The 20,473-nt window shown below is 66.6% G+C and carries 24 protein-coding genes and 1 pseudogene; 15 read left to right on the top strand and 10 right to left on the bottom strand.

The features are described 5' to 3' along the window. Positions 1-4 precede the first annotated feature (4 nt). Positions 5-700: an HD domain-containing protein gene (locus ABIE45_RS21985; RefSeq protein WP_192708334.1), complete on the bottom strand. Its 696-nt coding sequence runs from the start codon at positions 698-700 to the stop codon at positions 5-7. Between the two features lie 117 nt (positions 701-817). On the opposite strand from ABIE45_RS21985, the gene ABIE45_RS21980 reads away from it, so the two are divergent. Together ABIE45_RS21980 and ABIE45_RS21975 are read left to right on the top strand one after the other, a co-directional pair. Then, positions 818-1,783, top strand: a complete 966-nt coding sequence (locus tag ABIE45_RS21980) for a helix-turn-helix domain-containing protein (protein WP_192708335.1) — start codon at positions 818-820, stop codon at positions 1,781-1,783. Positions 1,784-1,993: 210 nt separating this feature from the next. Then, positions 1,994-3,028 carry a TerC family protein gene (locus ABIE45_RS21975; RefSeq protein ID WP_192708336.1) on the top strand — a complete coding sequence of 345 codons (1,035 nt, stop codon included), beginning with the start codon at positions 1,994-1,996 and terminating at the stop codon, positions 3,026-3,028. Positions 3,029-3,031: 3 nt separating this feature from the next. On the opposite strand, the gene ABIE45_RS21970 is transcribed toward ABIE45_RS21975, so the two are convergent. From ABIE45_RS21970 to ABIE45_RS21960, 3 genes are all read right to left on the bottom strand, one after another. Continuing rightward, the gene (locus ABIE45_RS21970; protein ID WP_192708337.1) at positions 3,032-3,787 is read right to left on the bottom strand and encodes an N-acetylmuramoyl-L-alanine amidase; all 756 of its coding nucleotides are present in this window, start codon (positions 3,785-3,787) and stop codon (positions 3,032-3,034) included. Further along, positions 3,784-4,524: a TerB family tellurite resistance protein gene (locus ABIE45_RS21965; RefSeq protein ID WP_192708338.1), complete on the bottom strand. Its 741-nt coding sequence runs from the start codon at positions 4,522-4,524 to the stop codon at positions 3,784-3,786. Before ABIE45_RS21965 ends, ABIE45_RS21970 begins: the two co-directional genes overlap by 4 nt. A 155-nt stretch (positions 4,525-4,679) precedes the next feature. Further along, a complete protein-coding gene (locus ABIE45_RS21960) occupies positions 4,680-4,949 on the bottom strand; it encodes a hypothetical protein (protein ID WP_007560631.1) in 270 nt (89 codons plus the stop codon). Between the two features lie 217 nt (positions 4,950-5,166). Between ABIE45_RS21960 and ABIE45_RS21955 the strand changes: the two genes are divergently transcribed. Further along, entirely contained in the window at positions 5,167-5,817 is a 651-nt protein-coding gene (locus ABIE45_RS21955; protein WP_192708339.1) for an urease accessory protein UreE, read from the top strand. A 360-nt stretch (positions 5,818-6,177) separates the two neighbouring features. Beyond that, positions 6,178-6,984 (top strand): porin family protein, encoded by an 807-nt coding sequence (locus ABIE45_RS21950; protein ID WP_192708340.1) that lies wholly within the window; start codon positions 6,178-6,180, stop codon positions 6,982-6,984. Between the two features lie 130 nt (positions 6,985-7,114). Here the strand turns inward: ABIE45_RS21950 and ABIE45_RS21945 are convergent, their stop codons facing one another. After that, positions 7,115-7,327 (bottom strand): hypothetical protein, encoded by a 213-nt coding sequence (locus ABIE45_RS21945; protein WP_192708341.1) that lies wholly within the window; start codon positions 7,325-7,327, stop codon positions 7,115-7,117. 518 nt (positions 7,328-7,845) lie between these two features. Here ABIE45_RS21945 and ABIE45_RS21940 point away from each other — a divergent pair. Next, positions 7,846-8,721, top strand: a complete 876-nt coding sequence (locus ABIE45_RS21940) for an SDR family oxidoreductase (RefSeq protein WP_192708342.1) — start codon at positions 7,846-7,848, stop codon at positions 8,719-8,721. 55 nt (positions 8,722-8,776) lie between these two features. Here the strand turns inward: ABIE45_RS21940 and ABIE45_RS21935 are convergent, their stop codons facing one another. Both ABIE45_RS21935 and ABIE45_RS21930 read right to left on the bottom strand, forming a co-directional pair. Beyond that, a complete protein-coding gene (locus ABIE45_RS21935; protein ID WP_192708343.1) occupies positions 8,777-10,354 on the bottom strand; it encodes a cache domain-containing protein in 1,578 nt (525 codons plus the stop codon). A 484-nt stretch (positions 10,355-10,838) separates the two neighbouring features. Next, a pseudogene (locus ABIE45_RS21930) lies at positions 10,839-12,359 on the bottom strand (AAA family ATPase); the annotation flags it as partial. Here ABIE45_RS21930 and ABIE45_RS21925 point away from each other — a divergent pair. From ABIE45_RS21925 to ABIE45_RS21915, 3 genes are read left to right on the top strand one after another with little or no spacing between them, the layout of a single operon-like run. Continuing rightward, positions 12,353-12,691 carry a phage portal protein gene (locus ABIE45_RS21925; RefSeq protein ID WP_192708479.1) on the top strand — a complete coding sequence of 113 codons (339 nt, stop codon included), beginning with the start codon at positions 12,353-12,355 and terminating at the stop codon, positions 12,689-12,691. The pseudogene ABIE45_RS21930 and the gene ABIE45_RS21925 overlap by 7 nt on opposite strands. A gap of 7 nt (positions 12,692-12,698) precedes the next feature. Then, positions 12,699-13,583 carry an HK97 family phage prohead protease gene (locus ABIE45_RS21920; RefSeq protein ID WP_192708344.1) on the top strand — a complete coding sequence of 295 codons (885 nt, stop codon included), beginning with the start codon at positions 12,699-12,701 and terminating at the stop codon, positions 13,581-13,583. Between the two features lie 12 nt (positions 13,584-13,595). Further along, positions 13,596-14,294, top strand: a complete 699-nt coding sequence (locus tag ABIE45_RS21915) for a hypothetical protein (RefSeq protein ID WP_192708345.1) — start codon at positions 13,596-13,598, stop codon at positions 14,292-14,294. Here the strand turns inward: ABIE45_RS21915 and ABIE45_RS21910 are convergent. Next, complete coding sequence (locus ABIE45_RS21910; RefSeq protein ID WP_373622535.1) at positions 14,291-14,413, bottom strand: hypothetical protein; 123 nt, start codon at positions 14,411-14,413, stop codon at positions 14,291-14,293. The genes ABIE45_RS21915 and ABIE45_RS21910 overlap by 4 nt on opposite strands. A 92-nt stretch (positions 14,414-14,505) precedes the next feature. Between ABIE45_RS21910 and ABIE45_RS21905 the strand changes: the two genes are divergently transcribed. The 7 genes from ABIE45_RS21905 (at position 14,506) to ABIE45_RS21875 (ending at position 18,623) form a co-directional block, all read left to right on the top strand. Next, entirely contained in the window at positions 14,506-14,979 is a 474-nt protein-coding gene (locus ABIE45_RS21905; RefSeq protein ID WP_192708346.1) for a DUF3168 domain-containing protein, read from the top strand. Positions 14,980-14,981: 2 nt separating this feature from the next. After that, positions 14,982-15,425, top strand: coding sequence for a phage tail tube protein (locus tag ABIE45_RS21900; RefSeq protein WP_192708347.1), 444 nt, complete (start codon positions 14,982-14,984; stop codon positions 15,423-15,425). After that, positions 15,422-15,865 carry a gene transfer agent family protein gene (locus ABIE45_RS21895; protein ID WP_192708348.1) on the top strand — a complete coding sequence of 148 codons (444 nt, stop codon included), beginning with the start codon at positions 15,422-15,424 and terminating at the stop codon, positions 15,863-15,865. Before ABIE45_RS21900 ends, ABIE45_RS21895 begins: the two co-directional genes overlap by 4 nt. Then, on the top strand, positions 15,862-15,990 hold the full coding sequence (locus ABIE45_RS21890) for a hypothetical protein (protein WP_373622534.1): 129 nt from the start codon (positions 15,862-15,864) through the stop codon (positions 15,988-15,990). Before ABIE45_RS21895 ends, ABIE45_RS21890 begins: the two co-directional genes overlap by 4 nt. A 123-nt stretch (positions 15,991-16,113) precedes the next feature. Continuing rightward, on the top strand, positions 16,114-17,946 hold the full coding sequence (locus ABIE45_RS21885) for a hypothetical protein (protein ID WP_192708349.1): 1,833 nt from the start codon (positions 16,114-16,116) through the stop codon (positions 17,944-17,946). Positions 17,947-18,183: 237 nt separating this feature from the next. Next, the gene (locus ABIE45_RS21880) at positions 18,184-18,411 is read left to right on the top strand and encodes a hypothetical protein (protein WP_192708350.1); all 228 of its coding nucleotides are present in this window, start codon (positions 18,184-18,186) and stop codon (positions 18,409-18,411) included. An 83-nt stretch (positions 18,412-18,494) separates the two neighbouring features. Further along, complete coding sequence (locus tag ABIE45_RS21875) at positions 18,495-18,623, top strand: hypothetical protein (RefSeq protein WP_373622533.1); 129 nt, start codon at positions 18,495-18,497, stop codon at positions 18,621-18,623. A gap of 400 nt (positions 18,624-19,023) precedes the next feature. On the opposite strand, the gene ABIE45_RS21870 is transcribed toward ABIE45_RS21875, so the two are convergent. Further along, a complete protein-coding gene (locus ABIE45_RS21870; RefSeq protein ID WP_192708351.1) occupies positions 19,024-19,779 on the bottom strand; it encodes a hypothetical protein in 756 nt (251 codons plus the stop codon). A gap of 371 nt (positions 19,780-20,150) precedes the next feature. Further along, complete coding sequence (locus tag ABIE45_RS21865) at positions 20,151-20,417, bottom strand: hypothetical protein (protein ID WP_373622532.1); 267 nt, start codon at positions 20,415-20,417, stop codon at positions 20,151-20,153. Positions 20,418-20,473 lie beyond the last annotated feature (56 nt).

Here is a 20,473-nt window from a genome sequence, read left to right as displayed (position 1 = left end):
GGGGTCACACCGGGCCTGCTCCGTCGCCGTGCTGGCCGCAGCCGCAGCCCGCCGCATGCGCGCCGCCGGGCCAGCGGGAGGCGCGGATCACGCTGCAGAAATTCCCCTTGCGGAAGCCCGGCTCCTTGTCGGCGATGACATCGGCCTTCACGTTGCCGAAGGTGGTGTCCGGCTTGTGCCGGATGCCGTCGTAGAAGGCCTGGATGATGTCCTCCTTGAAATCCGTCGTGCGGGGAAAGGCGGAGACGACCGCCTCCCGCTCGGCATCGGAATATTGGCTGTAGGTCAGCCCCAGCACATCCATCTCGACGCCCGCCGTGACCAGGGCGACCACCGGATGCATGTGAACCGGAATGCCGGGCGTGGTGTGGAGCGCGATGGCCGTCCAGACGGTGTAGACCTCCGCCTCGGGCACGCCGTGCGCCTTCAGGAAGTCGCGCGCGGCGTTGGCCCCATCGACCTCGAAGCGTTCCTCGGCGCTGCTGTGCTCGGGCATCAGACCGAGATCGTGGAACATGGCGCCCGCGTAGAGCAGCTCGCGGTCGAAGGTCAGGCTGCGATGCGCGCCGGCGAGCGCGCCGAACTGATAGACGCGGCTCGAATGGTTGAAGAGCAGCTCGGTCTCGCTGTCGCGGACGAATTCGGTGATCGCCCGAGCGAGGGTGCTGTCGGGGATGGCGGCCTCGGAACGGATGCTCATGGAGGGATTCCTTTGCGCTGGCGGTCCCCATGAGCTACGTGGCCACCCTCGTGGCATCAATCGCCGTATCACGACGATTTCTGCCATCCTACCTGCATCCCCGGCCATGGAGTCCGCATGGCGCCCCGATCGATCGCCCTCCTCGCCCTGCCCGACGTCCAGCTCCTCGACGTGGCCGGTCCGCTCGACGTCTTCGCCGAGGCGAATGCGCAGAGCGGCCGCGACGCCTACGGCCTGTCGCTCATCGGGACGGAGCCGGGCCCGATCACGACCTCGTCGGGCCGGCGCCTGATCGCCGACCTCGTGGCCCCCGCCGAGGCCGGCGCAGCCTTCGACACGCTCCTCGTCGCCGGAGCGCCCCGGATCCACGAGGCCGCAATCGCGGCCGATCTCCTCGCCTGGCTCGCCGATGCGGCGGCACGGAGCCGGCGCTACGGCTCGGTCTGCAGCGGCGCCTTCCTGCTCGGGCAGGCCGGTCTCCTCGACGGCCGGCGGGTGACGACACACTGGGCCGTGGCGGAGATGCTGGCCGCGCGCTACCCCGGCGCGCGGATCGAGCCCGACGCGATCTGCCTGTTCGACGGGCCGCTCCGGACCGCGGCCGGCGTCACGGCGGGGCTCGACCTCGCCCTGGCGCTCGTGGAGGAGGATCTGGGTGTCGAGATCGCCCGCCGGGTGGCGGCTCAGCTCGTCATGTTCTTCAAGCGCGGCGGCGGCCAGATGCAGTTCAGCCGCCGCGGCGTCAGCGCGCCCAGCGGCCGCTCCGCCCTTCAGGAGGTACAGCGCTGGGTCGCCGCCCACCCGGCGGAGGACCACGGCGTCGAGCGGCTCGCCGCCAGGACCGGGATGAGCCCGCGCCATTTCGCGCGCGTGTTCCGCACCGAGACGGGCCTGACCCCGGCCGCCTATGTCGAGACCGTGCGGATCGAGGCGGTGCGCCGCCTCCTCGAGACCCGGGACATCGCCCTGAAGCAGGTCGCGGGCGCCTGCGGGTTCCGGGATGCCGACACGCTCCGGCGCGCCTTCACCCGACGGGTCGGCACGAGTCCGGCCGAGTACCGGCGGCGGCACGCACGCGGCTGACGCGCGCCGCGTTCCCGGCCCTCCGGACGCGATCGCCACCTGCGACCCGAAGGGCCGAGCTTCGGCCGTCCGGGGGTCTGCCCTTGATTCGCCCGGTTCGCCCGCTTAACTCGCCCTTATCGGCTGCGGGCCCCTCTGGCGGGCGCTGTTTCAGCGCCCGTGATGTCGGAGCCGATGCTTTCCGTCTGGAATCAGCATCAGGTCCCGCAAATGATGGATGTTCTCACCATCGAATGGCTCGGCAAGCCATTGTGGATGTGGCTCGGGTTCCACGTCCTGATCGCGTGCCTGCTCGCCTTCGACCTCGGGCTGCTGCATCGGGACAAGGAGCACGAGATCGGCGTCCGGGAGAGCCTGGCGCTCACCGGCTTCTATCTCACCCTCGGATTGGCCTTCGGCGGCTGGGTCTGGTGGTATCTCGGGTCCCAGGCCGGCGAGGAATACGTCACCGGCCTCGTGGTCGAGAAGTCGCTGTCGATGGACAACGTCTTCGTCATCGCCATGATCCTGACAGCCCTGGGCATCCCCCGGGCCGCCCAGCACCGGGTCCTGCTCTGGGGCATCCTGGCGGCGGTGGTGCTGCGCGGCCTGATGATTGGGCTCGGCGCCGCCCTGGTGCATCAGGTTCACTGGGTGCTGTCGCTGTTTGCCGCCTTCCTGATCTACGCGGGCCTGAAGATCCTGCTCTCCGGCGACGAGGAGGAGGGCGACTTCCAGAACAGCGCCGTCGTGCGCTGGTTCAAGACGACCTTTCGGGTCACGCCCGACCTGCACGGCCAGCGCTTCACCGTGCGCAAGACCGATTCGAAGACCGGCAAAGTCGCCCGATACTTCACCCCGCTGGCCCTGGCCCTGGTTCTGGTGAACGGCGCCGACGTGATCTTCGCGGTCGACAGCGTGCCGGCGATCTTCGCGATCACCACCGACACGTTCGTGGTCTACACCTCCAACATCTTCGCGATCCTAGGCCTGCGCGCCCTCTATTTCGCCCTCGCCGCGATGGTGGATCGGTTCGCCTATCTCAAGACCGCGCTCGCCTTCATCTTGATGTTCATCGGCGCCAAGATCGTGGTCGCCGACACGTTCGAGCTCGTGACCGTGCCGCCCTGGGTCTCGCTGGTCGTGACCCTGACGCTGCTGGCCGCGGGCGTCGCCTACAGCCTGTGGCGCACGCGGGCCGACGCGCCCGCCCAGGTCGCCCCGGAGCCCGGGCATCCGCACGAGGCCCGGGCCCACCGGGCCTGACGATCAGGCCGCCGGCAGGGCCGCGATCAGGTCGCGCAGGGTGGTGATGGTCGAGGCATCGGCCACGCCGTCCACCCGCGCCTGCCGGAAATGGCGCTGGAACGCGGTGACGACCGCGTGCGTGCGGGCGTCGAACAACCCGGTGACCGGCAGGTCGTACCCGTAGAGGGCGAACATCGCCTGCAGGGCCTCCACGGGCTGGCCGGCATCGCCCTGCGCGAAGAAGCGGCCGTCCCGGATGGCGGCGGGCGGCACGAGATGGCCGATCCCCGCCGCGGCGAGGCGGTCCCACGGAAAGGTCTCGCCCGGATCCTCCTTGCGCTCCGGAGCGATGTCGGAATGGGCGAGCACCCGCTCCGGCGGGATCGGCCAGCGGGACAGGACGTCCCGCGCCAGCGCGATCACCGCGGCGATCTGCGCGTCCGGGTAGGGCGGCAGCCCACCGGCATGGCCCGGATGGACGATCTCGATCCCGATCGCCCGAGAGTTGATGTCGGTCTCGCCTTTCCAAGATCCCGCGCCCGCATGCCAGGCCCGCCGGACCTCCGGCACCATCTGGACGATGCCGCCATCCTCGAACACGAGGTAGTGGGCCGAGACCTCGCTCAGCGGGTCGCGCAGGCGCGCCAGGGCGGCGGCCCCGCTCTCCATGCCCGTGTAGTGCAGGACCAGCATGTCGGGCCGGCCGGTCCGGCGCTCGCCGTGGTTCGGCGAGGGCGCGACGCGGCGGGCGAGGGGGCTGTCCGGGACGAGACTCACCGCAGCCCCCGCTCCTGCGCGATCCGGTCGTAGGCCGCGTTGATCGCGGCCAGACGCCGCGTGGCGATCGCCACCGCCTCGGCGGGCAGGCCACGGGCCAGCGCCCGGTCGGGGTGGTGCTCGGCGACGAGCGCCCGGTGGCGCGTCTTCAGGGTTGCGTCGTCGACCTCGCGGTCGAGTCCGAGCACGATGTAGGGATCGTCCGGCAGGCGCACATGCCGGGCGGCGATACGCTGGAACGCGGCCTCGTCGAAGCCGAAGATGCCGGAGACGGCGCGCAGGTAGCGCTCCTCCGCCTCGTGGAGCGCCCCGTCGGCACCCGCGATCTGAAACAGGCCGTCGAGCACGTCCTCGAGCAGGGCCGGCTCGTCGCCGAAGGTCGCGGCGAGCTGGCGGGCGTAGGCCTCGAAGCCGTTGGTGGTCTTCTTGGCGAGGTCGAACAGGCGCTCGACGCCGGCGCGCGCGGCCGGATCGACCTGCACGACGCGGCCGAACGCCTCGACCTCGGACGGGAGCACGACGCCGTCGGACTTGGCCATCTTAGCCGCCAGCGCCACGAGGCCCGTGGTGAACACCACGTCCCGGGGCGTCCGGCCGAAAGGCGCGCCGACGCGGTCGAGCAGGAAATGCCCGGCGACGCCGCCGACCAGCGCCCCGAGCGGACCGCCGATGGCCAGACCGAGACCGGCCCCGCCGATCTTGCCCCAGACGCCCTGAGCCCGATCGCCCTGGTTCATAGGCGGCGCGGCCCCGGTGCGACGGGTAGAAGTGGTGCAATCATTGGCGGCGGCATGCGTCCGTCACCGGGGACGCGCCCGGCCGAGCGCCGGGATAGCCGCTCCTCACGCGGCGCGGAAGGGCCGGGACGCGCCCGGCCCCCGACGCAGCCGGCTCAGCGGCAGTAGATGTTGCCGTAGGCGTCGCGGTAGGTGCCGTAGGGGCAGCGCGGCGCGGTCGAGGCGCCCACGATGGCGCCGCCGGCGCCGCCGATCGCCGCGCCCGCGAGGGCGCCGCCGGCCCGCCCCGTGGCGGCCGCGCCGATCGCCGCACCGGTGAGCGCGCCGAGGCCGGCGCCGCCGAGCGCCCGGTCCTCCGGCGTGTTGCAGGCGCCCAGCGAGAGGGCGGCGATGGTGGCGAGGGCCGCGGCAGTCAGCTTCTTCATGGTCCCCAGAACTCCCTTGTGCATCTGATCCGGCCGGTGGCCGTGACCGCGGCGGATCGCGCCGAGCTTAGCAGGAAGGGAATGTCGACTATATGGCTAAGGTTCCACCCGGGTCGTCCGGAGTTGCGCCTGGCTCGCGTCTCGCCCTATGCCTCAGGCCTGAGGCGGCGCCCGGACGGGGCCGCAGCGCCAGATCCGGCCTCCATCCGAGGGTCCCATGCCGACAGCCACCACGATCGTCCGCCGCGCCGCGGTGCGCGCCGACCGCATCGCCGACACGGTGAGCCTCGACCACGCCGCGCGGGAGGCCGTCGCGGGGTCGCTCGTCGCCGAGGGCGGCCTCGACTTCGCGGTGGCGCTCACCAAGGCCGCGCCCCTCGAGGATGGCGACGCCCTGCGCCTCGACGACGGGCGGCTGGTCGCGGTGCGCGCCGCCACGGAGGATCTCCTCGAGGTGCGCGCCGAAAACCCCGCCCGGCTGATGCGCCTGGCCTGGCAGCTCGGCGGCAGCCACGTGCCCGCCGAGATCGCCGCCGACGTGCTCTACGTCCCGGCAACGCCTGCGACGGCCGAGCTGGTGCGCGGCCAGGGCTGCCACGCGAGCCCAGTCTCCCGCGCCTTCCGTCCCGAACGCGCGGCCCACGATCACAGCACCTGCGGCCACGATCACAGTCATGACCATCACAGTCATGACCATCACGGGCATGACTGTGATGGTCATGACCATCACGGGCACGATCACCACCATGCGGGTGATCATGGACACGACCACGCCCACGATCATGGTCACCAACATAGCCACCACGACCACGCTCACGATCATGGTCATGCGCACGTGCACGGTCCCGGCTGCAGCCACGACCACTAGAGAACGCTTGACCGGAGCCTGGACGCTCCGGCTTGAGGCGGCATGAAGCAGGCTCCGGAGCGGCGCCCGATCGAAGTCCGATCGGGCGCCGTTCTTCTTTCCAGTCCGTGCCGAACAGCGCACGGCAGCTCCCCGCCGCATGCGACATTCAACACAAGATTACATGTCACTCAATCCGCTCTTTACAGTACATTTCCGCAGATAAATATCGTCCCGCGTGGTTTAAAAGTCCGACAAACGCAAATATTATCCAAATATTCCGTCAATATACTTGATTTTTTCTGTTGCAGCACGGACACAGACGGATCAATTGGATTGAGATACGTCGGCATCGGCATCGAATTCTCGGAACCGACCGACATGAAGAACATCCTCACATCCGCAGTTATCCTCGCCACCCTGACGGCGGCTGCCTCGGCGGCAGATCTGCCCCGCCGCGCGCTTCCGCCGGCCCCGGTCCCGCTGCCGGTCTTCACCTGGACCGGCGCTTACTTCGGCATCAACGCCGGTTACATCACGTCAACCAGGGATGTCGCCGATACCGCGGGCGTGATCCGGACGAGCACCGGTACCCCGCTTGGCACCTATTCAACCTCGGCGCCGTTGCAGCGGGACGGTTTCACGGGCGGCGGCCAGGTCGGCTACAATCACCAGTTCACGCCGGGATCCGGTTTCGTCGTCGGCGTCGAGGCCGATGCGGCCTATACCGATCTGCGCGGTCGTAACAGCTACAAGAGCAATCTCGCCGGAACCAACAGCTTCCGCCAGTCGGGCGACTACCTCGGGACCGTGCGCGGCCGCGTCGGCTATGCCTTCGACCGTACCCTGGTCTACGCGACGGGCGGTTTCGCCTATGCGGGCCAGACCTACCGCGCCAGCCTCTTCCAGACGGACATCCAGCCGAACTACTACGGGAGCCGCGCGCGTACCGAGACCGGCTACGCGGTCGGTGGCGGCGTCGAGTATGCCCTGCCGACCGATTCCTTCCTGAACTTCTTCCGCTCCAGCGCGGTGACGGTGAAGGGTGAGGCGCTCTACTACGACCTCGGCACCCGCACGATCCCGGTCCTCCCGACCTACCGGAACGTCAACGCCTTCGCGACGCGCTTCCAGAACGAAGGCGTGCTCGGCCGTGTGGGTGTGAATTACAAGTTCGGCAGCTACTGAGCGGCCCGGCCCTGGCCTTCGGCTGAGCCTCCCCAGCCCGATCAGACTGGTCGCCCCGTCGAAGGCCGCCCCAGGACTCAACTCCTGGGGCGCTTCGCGTTCATGGATCGGGCGTGTCGCGTCCGAGCGATCAGAGGCGCTTCGGCACGGGCCGCCGGCAATAGGCCCGGGCGTCCGCGGACGAGAGACCGTTCTGCGCGGCGGCGCATTGGTCGAGCGTCAGCCCGATGCTGGCTGCATAGGGCTCGTTGGGGGACAAGGCCTCGCGGGCGAGGTTTGCGAGGTAGAGCAGGAACGCCGCCGCTGCGAAGACCAGGGCGGCCACCACGGCACGGTTCAGCATCGCGTCCAGCCCCCGGTGGCACCGGCCGATCTGCTCCGACCGCTCACGGTATCCCCCCGAGCAGGAGCGCGAGTGCGAGCATCGCGAGACCGATCCCGATCAGCGCCGCAGCGGTTCGGTCGAACCCGGGCCGGCGCATCGCAGGGGCCCCGACCCGGATCAGGCATCGCGAACCGAAGCGGCATGTCGCGTCCGGCTCACTGCAGCAGCCCCCACAAACCCGTGGCCAGGCCGAAGGTGAGGGAGAGCATCGCCGCGCCGAGCAGCGCGCGATCGATGACGCGGGCGGTTCGGTCCTCAGGTCGAATGTCGATCATCCGGGCGCCTCCTCTCCGCCAAGATTGACGAACCCCTGTTGCTGACCTGTGTCGACGCAGCGCCCGCCGCTGTAGTCCCGCATTCCAAACCGGATGAGCGTCTCTGATCCCCGGGACTCGATCGAACCGAACGCGTGGACGCGGACCTGGAACACCCCGGACGCGGGGCGGTTGGACCGGCACCCCACCCGGAGACCACGCGTGACCACTGATCCGCTCAGCAAGTATCCCCGTCCGCCCTTCGAGGCGCAGCCCCAGAGCTTTCCGGGCAAGACCGGCCGCATGGCGCCCGAGCCCGACCACGGCGAGGCGAGCTACACGGGCTCGGGCAAGCTCACCGGCAAGGCCGCGCTGATAACCGGCGGCGACAGCGGCATCGGCCGCGCCGTCGCCATCGCGTTCGCCCGGGAAGGGGCCGATGTCGCCATCTCCTACCTGCCGGAGGAGCAGGCGGACGCCGAGGCGGTGGCCGGCTGGATCGAGAAGGCGGGCCGGCGTGCGCTGCTCCTGCCGGGCGACCTCAAGGACGCCGCCTACGGGCGCCAGATCGTCGCCCGCACGGTGGAGACGTTCGGGCGCCTCGACGTTCTGGTCAACAACGGCGCGTTCCAGCAGCCGAACGAGGACCTCGCCGCCATCGAGGATTCCATCTTCGAGGACCATTTCCGCACCAACGTGTTCGGGCCGTTCTACGTGACCAAGGCGGCGCTGGCGCATCTCAAGCCCGGCGCTTCGGTGATCTTCACCTCGTCGGTGAACTCCAAGCACCCGATGCCGTCGCTCATGGCCTACAGCGCCACCAAGGGTGCGCTGAGCAACATGGTGCTGAGCCTCGCCCAGCTCCTCGCCGAGAAGGGCGTGCGCGTGAACGGCGTGTTGCCGGGTCCGATCTGGACGCCGTTCATCCCGTCCGGGATGAGCCAGGATTCGGTGAAGACGTTCGGCAGCCAGGTTCCGTTCGGGCGCCCCGGCCAGCCGGCCGAGCTCGCCTCAGCCTACGTGATGCTGGCTTCCGAGGAGAGCAGCTACACGTCCGGCGCCCTCGTCACCGTCGCGGGTGCGATGCCGGTCTTCTGAGCGGCACCGGCCGCGCCCGGCCCAAGTCCGAGCCTTGAAACGGCGGGTTGCCCCCTCAAGCCGCGCGCATATCGGCGAGGAAGCGCACCACTTCGGCCCGCAGCGCCTCCGCGCTGCGGCTCACACCGCCGGCCGCCTCGCCCACGTCATGCGCCAGTCGGCGCGTCTCGTCGGCGGCGGCGGAGGCCGACACCACCGTGTTGCTCACCGCGTCCGTGCCCTGGGATGCCTCCTCGATGTTGCGCGAGATATCGCCCGTGGCGGCGCGCTGCTGGTCGACCGCCGCCGCGATCACGCTGGCGATCGCGTTCATCGACTCCACCGTCCGGCCGATCGACTGGACCGCGCCCACGGCCACGGAGGACTCGTGCTGGATGGCGCCGATCTGCGCGGTGATCTCCTCGGTCGCCTTCGCGGTCTGCCCGGCCAAGCCTTTCACCTCGGCCGCCACCACGGCGAAGCCGCGCCCGGCCTCGCCGGCCCGCGCCGCCTCGATCGTGGCGTTGAGGGCCAGCAGGTTCGTCTGCGCGGCAATCGCCGAGATGATCCGCACCACTTCGCCGATCCGCTCCGCAGCGCCCGCGAGCCCGCGGATCTGATGGTCGGTGAGCCCGGCCTCGCTCACCGCTTGGCCGGCGATCTCCGCCGATTTCAGGGCTTGGCCGCCGATCTCCGCGATCGAGGCGGTCAGCTCCTCGGTGGCCGCCGCCACGGTCTGCACGTTGGCCGAGGCCTGCCGGACCGCGAGCGCTGCCGAGCCGGCCTGCTTGGCGGTCTCGACGGCGGTCTCCGACATAGCGCGGCAGGCCTCCCGCATCCCGGACGCCGCGCTGTCGACCTGCTGCAGCAGCGCGCTCGCGCTCCGGTCGAAGCTGCGCGTGAGATCCTCCATCCAGCGGGCGCGCTTCTCCCGCTTGGCCTGCTCGGCCAGCCGTTCGGCTGTCAGCGCGCGCTCCTTCAGCATGCTGTCGCGGAACACCTCGGCCGCCTCGGCCATGCGGCCGATCTCGTCGTTCCGACCCGCTCCCGGGATCGCCAGGGTCAGTTCGCCGCCGGCCAGCCGGCGCAGGGCGCCCGTGAAGGCCGCCAGAGGCTTGGTGACGCTGCGGACCAGCAGGATGCTGCCCGCGACGATCGCCAGACAGAGCGGGCCCAGCCACAGCAAGGACCGCAGCATCCGCGCCCGGCCGGCCGCCTCGATGTCGTCCACATAGAGGGCCGAGGATAAGACCCACTGCCAGGGTTCATAGGCCAGCGAGTACGCGACTTTCGGTGCCGGCTCGGTCTCGCCGAGCCGCGGCCAGCGATACGCGGTGAAACCGCCGCCTGCCCGACCCTGCTCGATCATCCGTCCGACGAAGGTCTTCATCATGGCCGCGTCGTCGCGCCTCTTGGTGCCCTCGATCTTTGGATCCGGGTGGACGACATTACGGCCCAGATCGCCCGGCGTCGTGCCGTAGACGAAGACGTAATCGCCACCATTGTAGCGGATCGCGCGCAGGACCTCGGCGGCTTTCCGCTTCGCCGCATCCTGGGAGATCGTCCCGGCCTCCGCCTGCTTACCGAAAGCGAGGACGATGCTGTGCGCGGCCTCGACCTGATGGCGGATTGCAGCCTTGCGCCCGTCCATCATCAGATCAAGACTCGAAAATATTTCGAAGCCCAGGATGACCGCAGATGCCAGTACAATGCTCGCCGTGAGAACATAGATCTTTGCTCTGATGGTCGAGCTCGAACGCTTCGTCGCATCAATCGAGCGAATGAGACCGCGCCTGTTCTTTGAAAAAAAATTTGCTCATCACCCCTACCTCCCCAGAAATGGATGATGAACCTCCTTAATCCCTCAGGAACAATTTCACAATCGATGGCGTCAACAATAACTTCTAGTTTTTATCATTATTTACAGAGCAACACTCTGATTTATATACATGGTCATTGAAATCATATTGCAATTCCCCGAATAGAATTTGTCTTTCTGCAGGCCGACAACAACGGAGCAGCAATTCCCGAACGTCAAGATCAATGACACCGGGCGGCCCGGCAGGTCCGCACGCGCCGCTCAAGAGCGTGCCGCCAAGGTCTGACCAGGCTGGCCAGAGGCCGACCCGGGACCGGGATCAACGCTGCGCGAGGAAACCGATCGGCTGCCGCTGCGGTCCCTCCTGCTTCAGGGTGCGCAGCATCTCTTCGTATTCCCGCTCCATCTCGGGCGTCACCGAGGGCCGGGTCTCTCGCGCCGCCTGCTCGAAATGGGCGCGCCGCACCTGGGTCGCCTCGATGGATTCCCGCAATGCCAGCAGGCCGGCCCGGCGGGTGAGGTCCTCCAGATCGGCGCCGGTGAAGCGGGCCGTGCGCTCGGCCACGGCGTCGAGGTCGACATCCTCGGCGAGTGGCATGCCCTTGGTGTGGATCGCCAGGATCCGGCGGCGGCCGGCCGCGTCCGGCACCGGCACGTAGACCAGCTCGTCGAATCGCCCGGGGCGCAGCAGCGCCGGGTCGAGAAGATTCGGGCGATTGGTCGCCGCCATGACTACGACACCCTGCAATTCCTCCAGCCCGTCCATCTCGGCGAGGATCGTGTTGACCACCCGCTCGGTGACGGCCGGCTCGCCGAGGCCGCCGCCACGCGCCGGAGCGAGGCTGTCGATCTCGTCGATGAACACCACCGTCGGGGCAACCTGCCGGGCGCGCTGGAACAGTCGCGAGACCTGCTGCTCGGATTCGCCGTACCATTTCGACAGGAGGTCGGAGGATTTGGTGGCCACGAAATTCGCCTCCGCCTCCCGGGCGACCGCCTTGGCGAGCAGGGTCTTGCCGGTGCCGGGCGGTCCGAACAGCAGGAAGCCCTTGGCCGGGCGGATGCCCAGGCGCCGGAACGCCTGCGGCGAGCGCAAGGGCAGCTCGACACCTTCACGCAGGCGCATCTGCGCCTCGGCGAGACCGCCGACATCGTCCCAGGTGACATCGGGCACCTGGATCATGATCTCGCGCAGCGCAGAGGGCTGGATCCGCTTCATCGCCGAGAGGAAGTCGTCCCGCCCGACGCTGAGTCCCTCCAGCACCTCGGCCGGGATGCCTTCGCGCAGGTTCACCGCCGGCAGGATGCGGCGGACCGCATCCATCGCGGCCTCGCGGGCCAGAGCGCCGAGATCGGCCCCGACGAAGCCGTAGGTGGTGCGGGCGATGGCATCGAGGTCGACATCCGGGGCGAGCGGCATGCCGCGGGTATGGATGCCCAGGATCTCGCGCCGGCCCGGCTGGTCGGGCACGCCGATGATGATCTCGCGATCGAAGCGGCCGGGGCGGCGCAGGGCCTCGTCGATGGCGTCGCGCCGGTTGGTGGCGCCGATCACCACGACGTTCTGGCGCGGCTCCAACCCGTCCATCAGGGTCAGGAGTTGCGCCACGATCCGCCGCTCGACCTCGCCGGTGACCTGCTCGCGCTTCGGGGCGATCGAGTCGATCTCGTCGATGAAGATGATGGCGGGCGCGTTCTGGGCGGCCTCCTGGAAGACCTCGCGCAGGCGCTGCTCGGATTCGCCGTAGCGGCTGCCCATGATCTCGGGCCCGGCGATGTGGAAGAACCGGGCCTCGGTCTCGTTGGCCACCGCCCGCGCCAGCCGGGTCTTGCCTGCGGGCGCAGCTCCGGCGGATCGAGGCGGCGATCAATCTGCGCCTGATCGAGCCGGCCGAGCGGGCGACCCTCTACGCCGAATTCGCCGTCGAGGGCCTCTTGCGTGCCGACAGCGCGGCCCGGGCCAAGCTCTACGCGTCCTTCGCGCAGAACGGGATCATGGATCGCGACGAGATCCGCGAGAAGGAGAACCTCGACCGCCGCGGCGGCGGGGCGGCCAAGCTCACGGTCCAGGCGAACCTCCTGCCGATCGACGATCTCGGCCTTGTCGCGACGATGCCACGCGAGCGGCCGGTCGAGCCCGGATCGGTCATCGCACAACCGACCACTCCGTAGGCCGCCCATGCATCCGGACTTCATCGTCGCCCCCCTTGAGCTGAAATTCGCCGACGCCGCCGAGGCCGGCACCTTCGAGGGCTACGGCGCCGTCTTCGGCAACATCGACCAGCACGGCGACCGGATCCTGCCGGGCGCGTTCACCGCGACGCTGGCCGAGCGGAAAGCCGCCGGCGGCACGCTGCCGATGCACGTCAATCACGGCCTGCCGCAGCTCGGCGGCCAGCGCGCCGTCGGAATCTGGACCGACCTCGCCGAGGACGAACGCGACCTGCGCGCCAAGGGCCGGATCTCCGGCATGAACACCGATGCCGGCCGCAACCTGTTCGAGCGGGTGAAGGACGGCGCGTTCCCGGGCCTGTCGATCGGCTACCGGGTCGCCCCCGGCGGCGCCGTCTACGGCACCAAGGCCGGCGAGCCGCGCCGTAGCCTGAAGGCAATCCATCTCGGCGAGATCAGCCTCGTCGACACGCCCTCGAACGGCCTGGCGCTGATCGATGCGGTCAAGAGCGCCCGGGCCCAGCCCGATGCGGCAGCGGCCGCCGCCGCGATCGCCGCGGCGATGCGCCTGCACGACCGGCACCTGTCCGGCGACGGCTACGGCGGCGCTCCGCTGAAAGAGCGCGCCCAGGTGATGAACCACCTGCGCGATGGGTTCGAGGCCCTGACCGGACAGCGCGCGCCCGAGGATCTCGACGCCTGGAAGGTCACGCCGACCCTGCGCGACGTCGAGGCCATGCTTCGGGAGGAATTCGGCCTCTCGCACGCACAGGCCCGCGCCTGCGCCGAACGCCGGTTCAAGGCTGCCCCTCCGGACGAGGGTTCGGCAGAACCTGCGAACGCCGCGGCGCTCCGCGCGCTGCTCTCCGGTTTCCGGCTCCCGCAACTCTGAAGGACCCGCATCATGACCCGACTTCGCTCACAGGCCGGCGCCGTCCCGGCCGCGTTCCTGGCCGCCTGCGCCATTCCCGGGATGCCGCGCGTCGCCCTCGACAAGCCCAGCGAGGGCGGCGGCGCCGATTTCACCACGCTCACGGCCGACCTGAAGAAGGCCACCGACGAGGTGAAGACCTTCGCCGAGAAGGCCGAGGCGGAGATCAAGAACCTCGGCAAGGTCACCGACGAGACGAAGGCCAACGCCGACAAGGCGCTCGCCGAGATGGGCGGCCTCACCGCCCGCATCGGCGATCTGGAGCAGAAGCTCGCCCGCCGCGGCGCGCCCGCGGGCGGTGAGGAGCACAAATCCGTCGGCCGCATCGTCGCCGAGAGCGAAGCCGTGAAGGCGGCGGGCCAGCGCGGCGACGCCTGGAAGGGCTCGCTCGCCATCGAGGTCAAGGCGATCACCGCGGCCAGCGCCTCCGGCACCTCGGCCTCGACCGCCCTGGTCCCGGCCGACCGCGTCGCCGGCACCAGCCTGCCGCGGCGGCCGATGACGATCCGCGCCCTGCTGCAGCCCGGCCGGACCAATTCGAGCATCATCGAGTATGCCCGCCAGACGGTGCGCACACCGGCCGGCTGCTCAACGGCATCGGCTACCGCCGCGACGGCGACCTCTACGTCGTCGAGGCCTGGGCCGACCGGGACGGCACCGACTACGCCCTAGCGGTCGAGGCCGGCCACCACGCTGGCGGCCTGCACGCGGATGCGGATCTCTTCGCCGACACGACCGGGCAGGGCGGCCGGCGCGTGCGCCCGAGCCACGAAGCCGACGTGCCCGGCCATCCGTTCTTCTATGATTCGGCTCGTGAGGCCCTGGCCGACTGGCGCCGCGCCCTCGATGACGGCATCGGCGACGCGGCCCGGGAGGAGGGGCTGTGATCCGCCCGACCACGCCGGAGCTCGCCCTGCGCGACGCGCTCCGGTCCCGGCTGAAGGCCGATCCCGATTTCACGGCCCTCGTGGGCAAGCGCTTCTACGACGAGGTGCCGGCCGGAATCGGCCGGGCCGAGCCGAACGCGGCCGAGACCCGGCCGCCCTATGCCTATCTCGGCCCGATGCGCCGGGCCGGCTACGCGGAGAGCTGCGTCGCCACCTGGACGATCCAGGCCCGGCTCTACGCGGTCTCGACCGCCTACGACCGGGACCAGGGCTGGCTGCTCGCCGACGCCATGATCGCGGCGCTCAACGGCCTCGAGCAGGCGGACCTGCCGCTCGCCGAGCCCTACGGCCTGCGCACGCCGATCGAGGTGGTCCAGGCGGGCGACGTGATCGACCCGCTGCAGGCGAAGTCGGTGTTCCTGGACCTGCGCACCACCATCGCCCGGCCGCTGCCGGGCCAGGAGGACTAACGATGGCCGAGCCCGCGCTTCTGCCCGGCAACCGGTTCCGCGCCTATCGCGGCTCCGGCACGCCGCTGGCCTATCACTTCATCTGCCTCGCCACCTCGATCACCCTGACGCTGACCAACAGCTACGAGGATGCCACGGTGGCCGATTGCGACGACCCGACCGGCATCCCGGACCGCAAGAGCGTGCTGACCTCGCGGTCCTGGGGCGGGCGCATCGCCGGGCAGATCGCCGCCGATCACCTCGACGAGTTCCGCGCCGACGCCACCAGCGACGAGGCGGTGCCCTACCGGTTCCGGATCGACCCGAAGGACGGCGTCGGGGCCGGCACGTGGTCGGGGAAGGTGTTCGTGGAGAATTTCGAGATCACGAAGGCCAACAACGGCATCGTAAACTTCACCAGCCAGTTCCGGGGCGACGGCCCGCTCGCCTGGGGGCCCTGGACGTGAGCGGCGCGGAGACCGGCCGCACCCTGGTGACGGCCGACTTCGCTGGCCGGCCGTGCCGGTTCCAGCTGCGGCTCGGCGAGATGGCCGAGCTGGAGCGGCTGTGCGGGGCCGGGATCGGGGCGATCTTCATGCGGCTCGGCACGCACCAGTTCTCGCACCGGGACGTGTGGGACACGATCCGCCTCGGTCTGGAGGGCGGCGGCATGAGCGGGATCGCGGCCTCGGCGCTGGTGCTGCGCTACCAGGACGACCCGCTGATGGACCACCTGCCGCTCGCCGGCCGGATCGTGGCCGCGGCCGTCAACGGCGTGCCAAAGGCGGGCGACGCGGCGGGAAACGCCGCGGCCGAGGGGGAGGGGACAGCCGACCCGGCGACCTCTCGGTCTTCTACGGCGCCGGGGCGGTCGCAGGCTTCGCGCCGGAGGACATCCGCCGGATGACGCTGGCCGAGTGGCACGTCGTCATCGCGGCCTTCATCGCCGCGCACGGGCCGCCGGAGGCGGGGGGCAGCGAGGACGAGTTCCTGGCGGTGCTGGCGGAGGAGATGGCGGCTGGGCGGGCGTGACAGATCGCACCAACATCGAGAAGCGGGTTCCATTACTGTATTGACACGAATCAATGGATCATACTTACTGCATTCCTCCCCGAAGACCTAAGTTCATTGCTCTTCGGCCGCTGGGAGGGGTCCATGATTGATTTCCCTCAAATACTGTTCGGCGTTCCAGTGCCGTGGCTACAGACGGCAATCCTCAATTACTGGATCGTAGCAGTCGGTGTAATCGCCTTATTCTTCTTCGGTAGTTATCACTTCAACACTCCAAATTACGCTTTGAGCGGCGGTTCGGAACGAGCTGCGGGCCCATCTACTCTGGATCCCGCTATATCCCGTATCAATGGCTTGGCGCCACCGAAATACACGACAACGCGCTCTCAATATCAAAGGTTTATGCTCAAATATGTCATCATGCTCGAAACAGCTTTCGTCGTGATGACCTTTTCACCGGAAGTGATCAAATCAATTTACTATTTATCCGGCGCCAGCGTCCCAACAGGACAAATTCATTTTCCAGAAACTGTCACTGAGAGGGCAATTTGGTCGCTATTTATTTTGACCGGCCTTTTGACTTCTTTTCCGGTATTCAGGCAGGTCGACGGGTTCATCCTTCGCGCGCTCCACAAAGGCGCGAATGTGCCAACTGGCGTGGAGCAGACAGCTCAGTACTTATTGATCGTCAAATATGAGCCGAACCAGACGATTGGCAGCGATATTTTCACCGGCATTCGAACCCACCATTTTCGCGAAGTGATAGCCGAACGCGAAGCGGGCTCCCTGGAGCGGACATGGTTCGAACTGCGTTGCATTCGTGAGAGCGTCAAAAAGTACGTTTTGAACTGCCCGATACCCCTGCTTCAGAGCATCATCCAATCAGACATCGACGACGCCGGACAACGTGTCGACAATCTTCGAGATCAACTCTTTAAGTACTTTCAGCAGCAAGACAAAATTCTCCCAGACCATGTGGAGAATATCGACGATTATCTGATGAGTCAGATTGACAAGCCCGGGATCCAGGAATTTGCCGCTCAGAGGCGTGCATTCCTGGCGGAGGTTCAAGCCCTGAAGCTACGATTTTGCAGGCTGTGTACGCTGGCCGTATTCGCGGTCGAGCAACGTCCGGAGCGGATAGACATGAGGCTCAAAAACCTCGGTTTCGGTGTTGAAGTAACTTATCTCCCACGTTGGCATTGGGAGGCTATTTTCATCGTCGGTCTTTGCGTCATTCTATCGACCCTAATACCGAGTTTTATTTATGCCGTAACCATCGACAATTTCGGTTTTAATGTTCCGGCGCAGTACCGAACCTATGTGCCCGTCGATCCCAAGCAGGTCGTCATGTGGGCCCTCATGGCCGCGGCCCTCCATACTTTGGCCGTCGTCGTCGCCCTCGCTGTGAAGCGCTTCTATGCTCCGAAGCATGCGCGCGGGGGATCTTCGGAGGCCCCGGAAAATGAGATTTGCGCAGCTGTTTCCTATATGATCTGCCTGACGATTCAGGTTGCATTTGTCATGATGTCGGGCAATCCGGCTCGGATCGCGCTCGCCTGGGCCTTGCTTCCTGCAATCACGGGCTACTTCACCGGCAAATATATCGATAAATCCAGATTGAAACGTCCCCTGTCGCATCTCCGGTCCTGGAAGCAAGCGGGCGTCACCGGTGCAGCAAGCTTCCTTGCGAGCATCGTCACCCTGGTACACGGCTTCCAGATCGCGGCTATCCATCCGATCGTCTACATCTTCATCTTGTACGCAACGGTCGTCGCGGCCGCGATCGGCTTCGCCATCGGCGAGTCATTTCAGCGGACTTACAGCCACAGCAAATGGACCGAGGATCCCGCTGTCAATCCGGACATACTCGGAAGATCTGATAGGAAGGTGATCGGTGATCTGATCATCCAGAGATTGGCCGAGCCGGCGACGCAGAACGCACGGTTAAACTTGGCACAAGGAGCGGGAATTTAGGTCTGCCAAATTTTTCCGCACGGGAATCGCTGAAAGCTCGTGCGCACGGCAGAGTTCGTCTCTCCAGATTAGCTCAAGGTCATCGAGGACGCGCGCCCCTAGATCTGATGCATCGGCGCGCTGGCCGCAACGACACATCGCGGACCGCCGGCCCCGTCGGGTGCCAGCGGTTCGCGTCGAATCGCGCCAAGTCTTCCGTGCACAGCTACTCCTTCAACGGAGCAGAGAGGATGACCGATGGCCGAGCCGCTCGTCATCGCCTTCGCGACCGACACGACCCACGCTCAGGGTGCGATGGCGACCCTGGCGTCGCAGATCGGCGGCAACATGGCGACGATCTGCGACGCCATGGCGGGCGGCGCGGCCAAAAGCAACACGTTCGGCGCGTCCCTCCAGGGCCTCGCCACCAACGCCCAGCGGCAGCCGTCGGCCAGGACGTTCGCGCGGCGATCGACGCGCGCCTGACCCAGAACGTCCGACCCGGCGACCTCTCGGTCTTCTACGGCGCCGGGGCGGTCGCGGGCTTCGCGCCGGAGGACATCCGCCGGATGACGCTGGCCGAGTGGCATGTCGTCGTGGCGGCCTTCATCGCCGCCCACGGGCCGCCGGAAGCGAGCGGCAGCGAGGACGAGTTCCTGGCGGTGTTGGCGGAGGAGATGGCGGCGGGGCGGGCTTGACGACGTGGACCTGCTCGTTACCCAAAGAGGCTTTAGATGCAACGTGATCGGGCAAGGCGATGCACACAATCGGCGATGAAGCAGGCTTACATTCTGAGATATATAAGACAATACGTTGTAAAATCCGAGTGGTTATTGGCAATCGTGCTCTGTAAATCTACGATAGCACTGGCCGCCTGTGCAGTAATACCTGCGCATTTTTCCTTCGATACAAGGCGTCTCCGCGCATGCTTGGCCTTCTGTCGCGAGAGTACAATTTGGAATAAGTTTCGTGCGGACTCTAGCGTCAAATCTATGCAAGTCTCGAGTTCCGTCTTCTTCGTCAATTTTGATTTCAAACCCTTTCGCGATAGCTTCATCGACGGTCTTCGGCAACTCATCAGCCATGATGCGTCATCTCCTAGAACACAGGAAAGATTCGTGTTCGAACGGCTTGCCCGAATAGCAGGGCGCGTCGAACATCTTCAGCAGTCTCCGTCAGGCGATATCCACCAAATTCATCCTTCTCCGCAGGCCCCATAGTTATTGTAATATCGTCGGTTCTTGATCTCGAAATGCTGGCAAGCGTTGATGAATTATTGATCCCGACTTGAGTAAATTTCCACGCCGGGTTAATCGATCCATTATAACTGGAGATGAATGTCGACTGATAGCTAAAAACACTGTAGGGTGACTGTAGTTTGGTCTTGCTGATATTTCCAGGCACTCGGGCCAGAAATGCCTTACGCTGCAGGAAATCAGAAATCTTGAGATCAGACTCAATCTGATATCCGCCGATTTTCTTGCAAGGTATCGCGATATTTTCTCGAAGAAGCTCCTGTACGGACCAAGTGATACCAATACTTTCGGTCCTAGTCGCATCAGCGTTTCCGCCTAAGGCCGCGCCGAAGCTAAAAATTGGCGGAATATCATTGTACGAAAAAGTAGGATTTAGCCCACCAGTTTCTTGAGCACTTGTTTTGAGATCGATTTTTGCCGCCCAGCGAGTTAGCCACTCCGCGTCGTACCCTAATCCCGGACCAGATTTTGAATAAGCGTTGATCGTCCTCGTGACACCTTCCTTCAGCTCGCACTTGACCTGCGCTAAGATAGTGTTCTCTTTGTCATATTGATCGAGCGGCCTCTGAAACGGCTCATGCAAATCTGGGGTTACCACCCCAAAACATCCTCCCAACATCGTGGGCGCCGACAGCACAACGAGGATTTGTAGGCCGCATTTCCACATGTAGAAGGCGCTCCCCAACCGCGAATATAATCGATTAAGATCTTCTTTACGGTCAAGATACGCGGGTGGCCGTTCCTGAAAACATCGAAAACTGTGACATCAATGACACTACCGCTGTTGGTGGCAATCTGAGGATCTTCGATGCCCGTGATTACCGCTGTTATAGATAGTATCATAACAAATAGACCATGGGTATAAAGTAATATTGAAGATGGCGACACTGATGCACTCGTGATTTTTCGAGGCAAGTAACTTTCTAAAATACCACATAAATATTCAGCACGCTGACAGCCGCGATCTCCTTAGATCTTCCGTAACAACAGCCTCGAAGGCCGACTCATGGCCGAACCGCTCGTCATCGCCTTCGCGGCCGACACGTCCCGCGCCCAGGGCGCGATGGCGACGCTGGCGTCGCAGATCGTCGGCAACATGGCGACGATCGGCGTCGCCATGTCGGGCGGGGCCGCCAACAGCAACACCTTCGGCGCGTCCCTCCAGGGCCTCGCCACCAACGCCCAGCGCGCCGCCGCCGCCGTCGGCCAGGACGTGCGCGCGATCGCATCGGCCACCGCCAACGCCGCAACCGCCACAAGGCCACCCTGGAGGGCGTCGTCCGGGCGTTCAC

It is taken from the genome of Methylobacterium sp. OAE515, assembly GCF_041806315.1.
GTDB classification, from domain to species: domain Bacteria; phylum Pseudomonadota; class Alphaproteobacteria; order Rhizobiales; family Beijerinckiaceae; genus Methylobacterium; species Methylobacterium tardum.
This window is presented reverse-complemented; position numbering and strand designations above follow the sequence as displayed.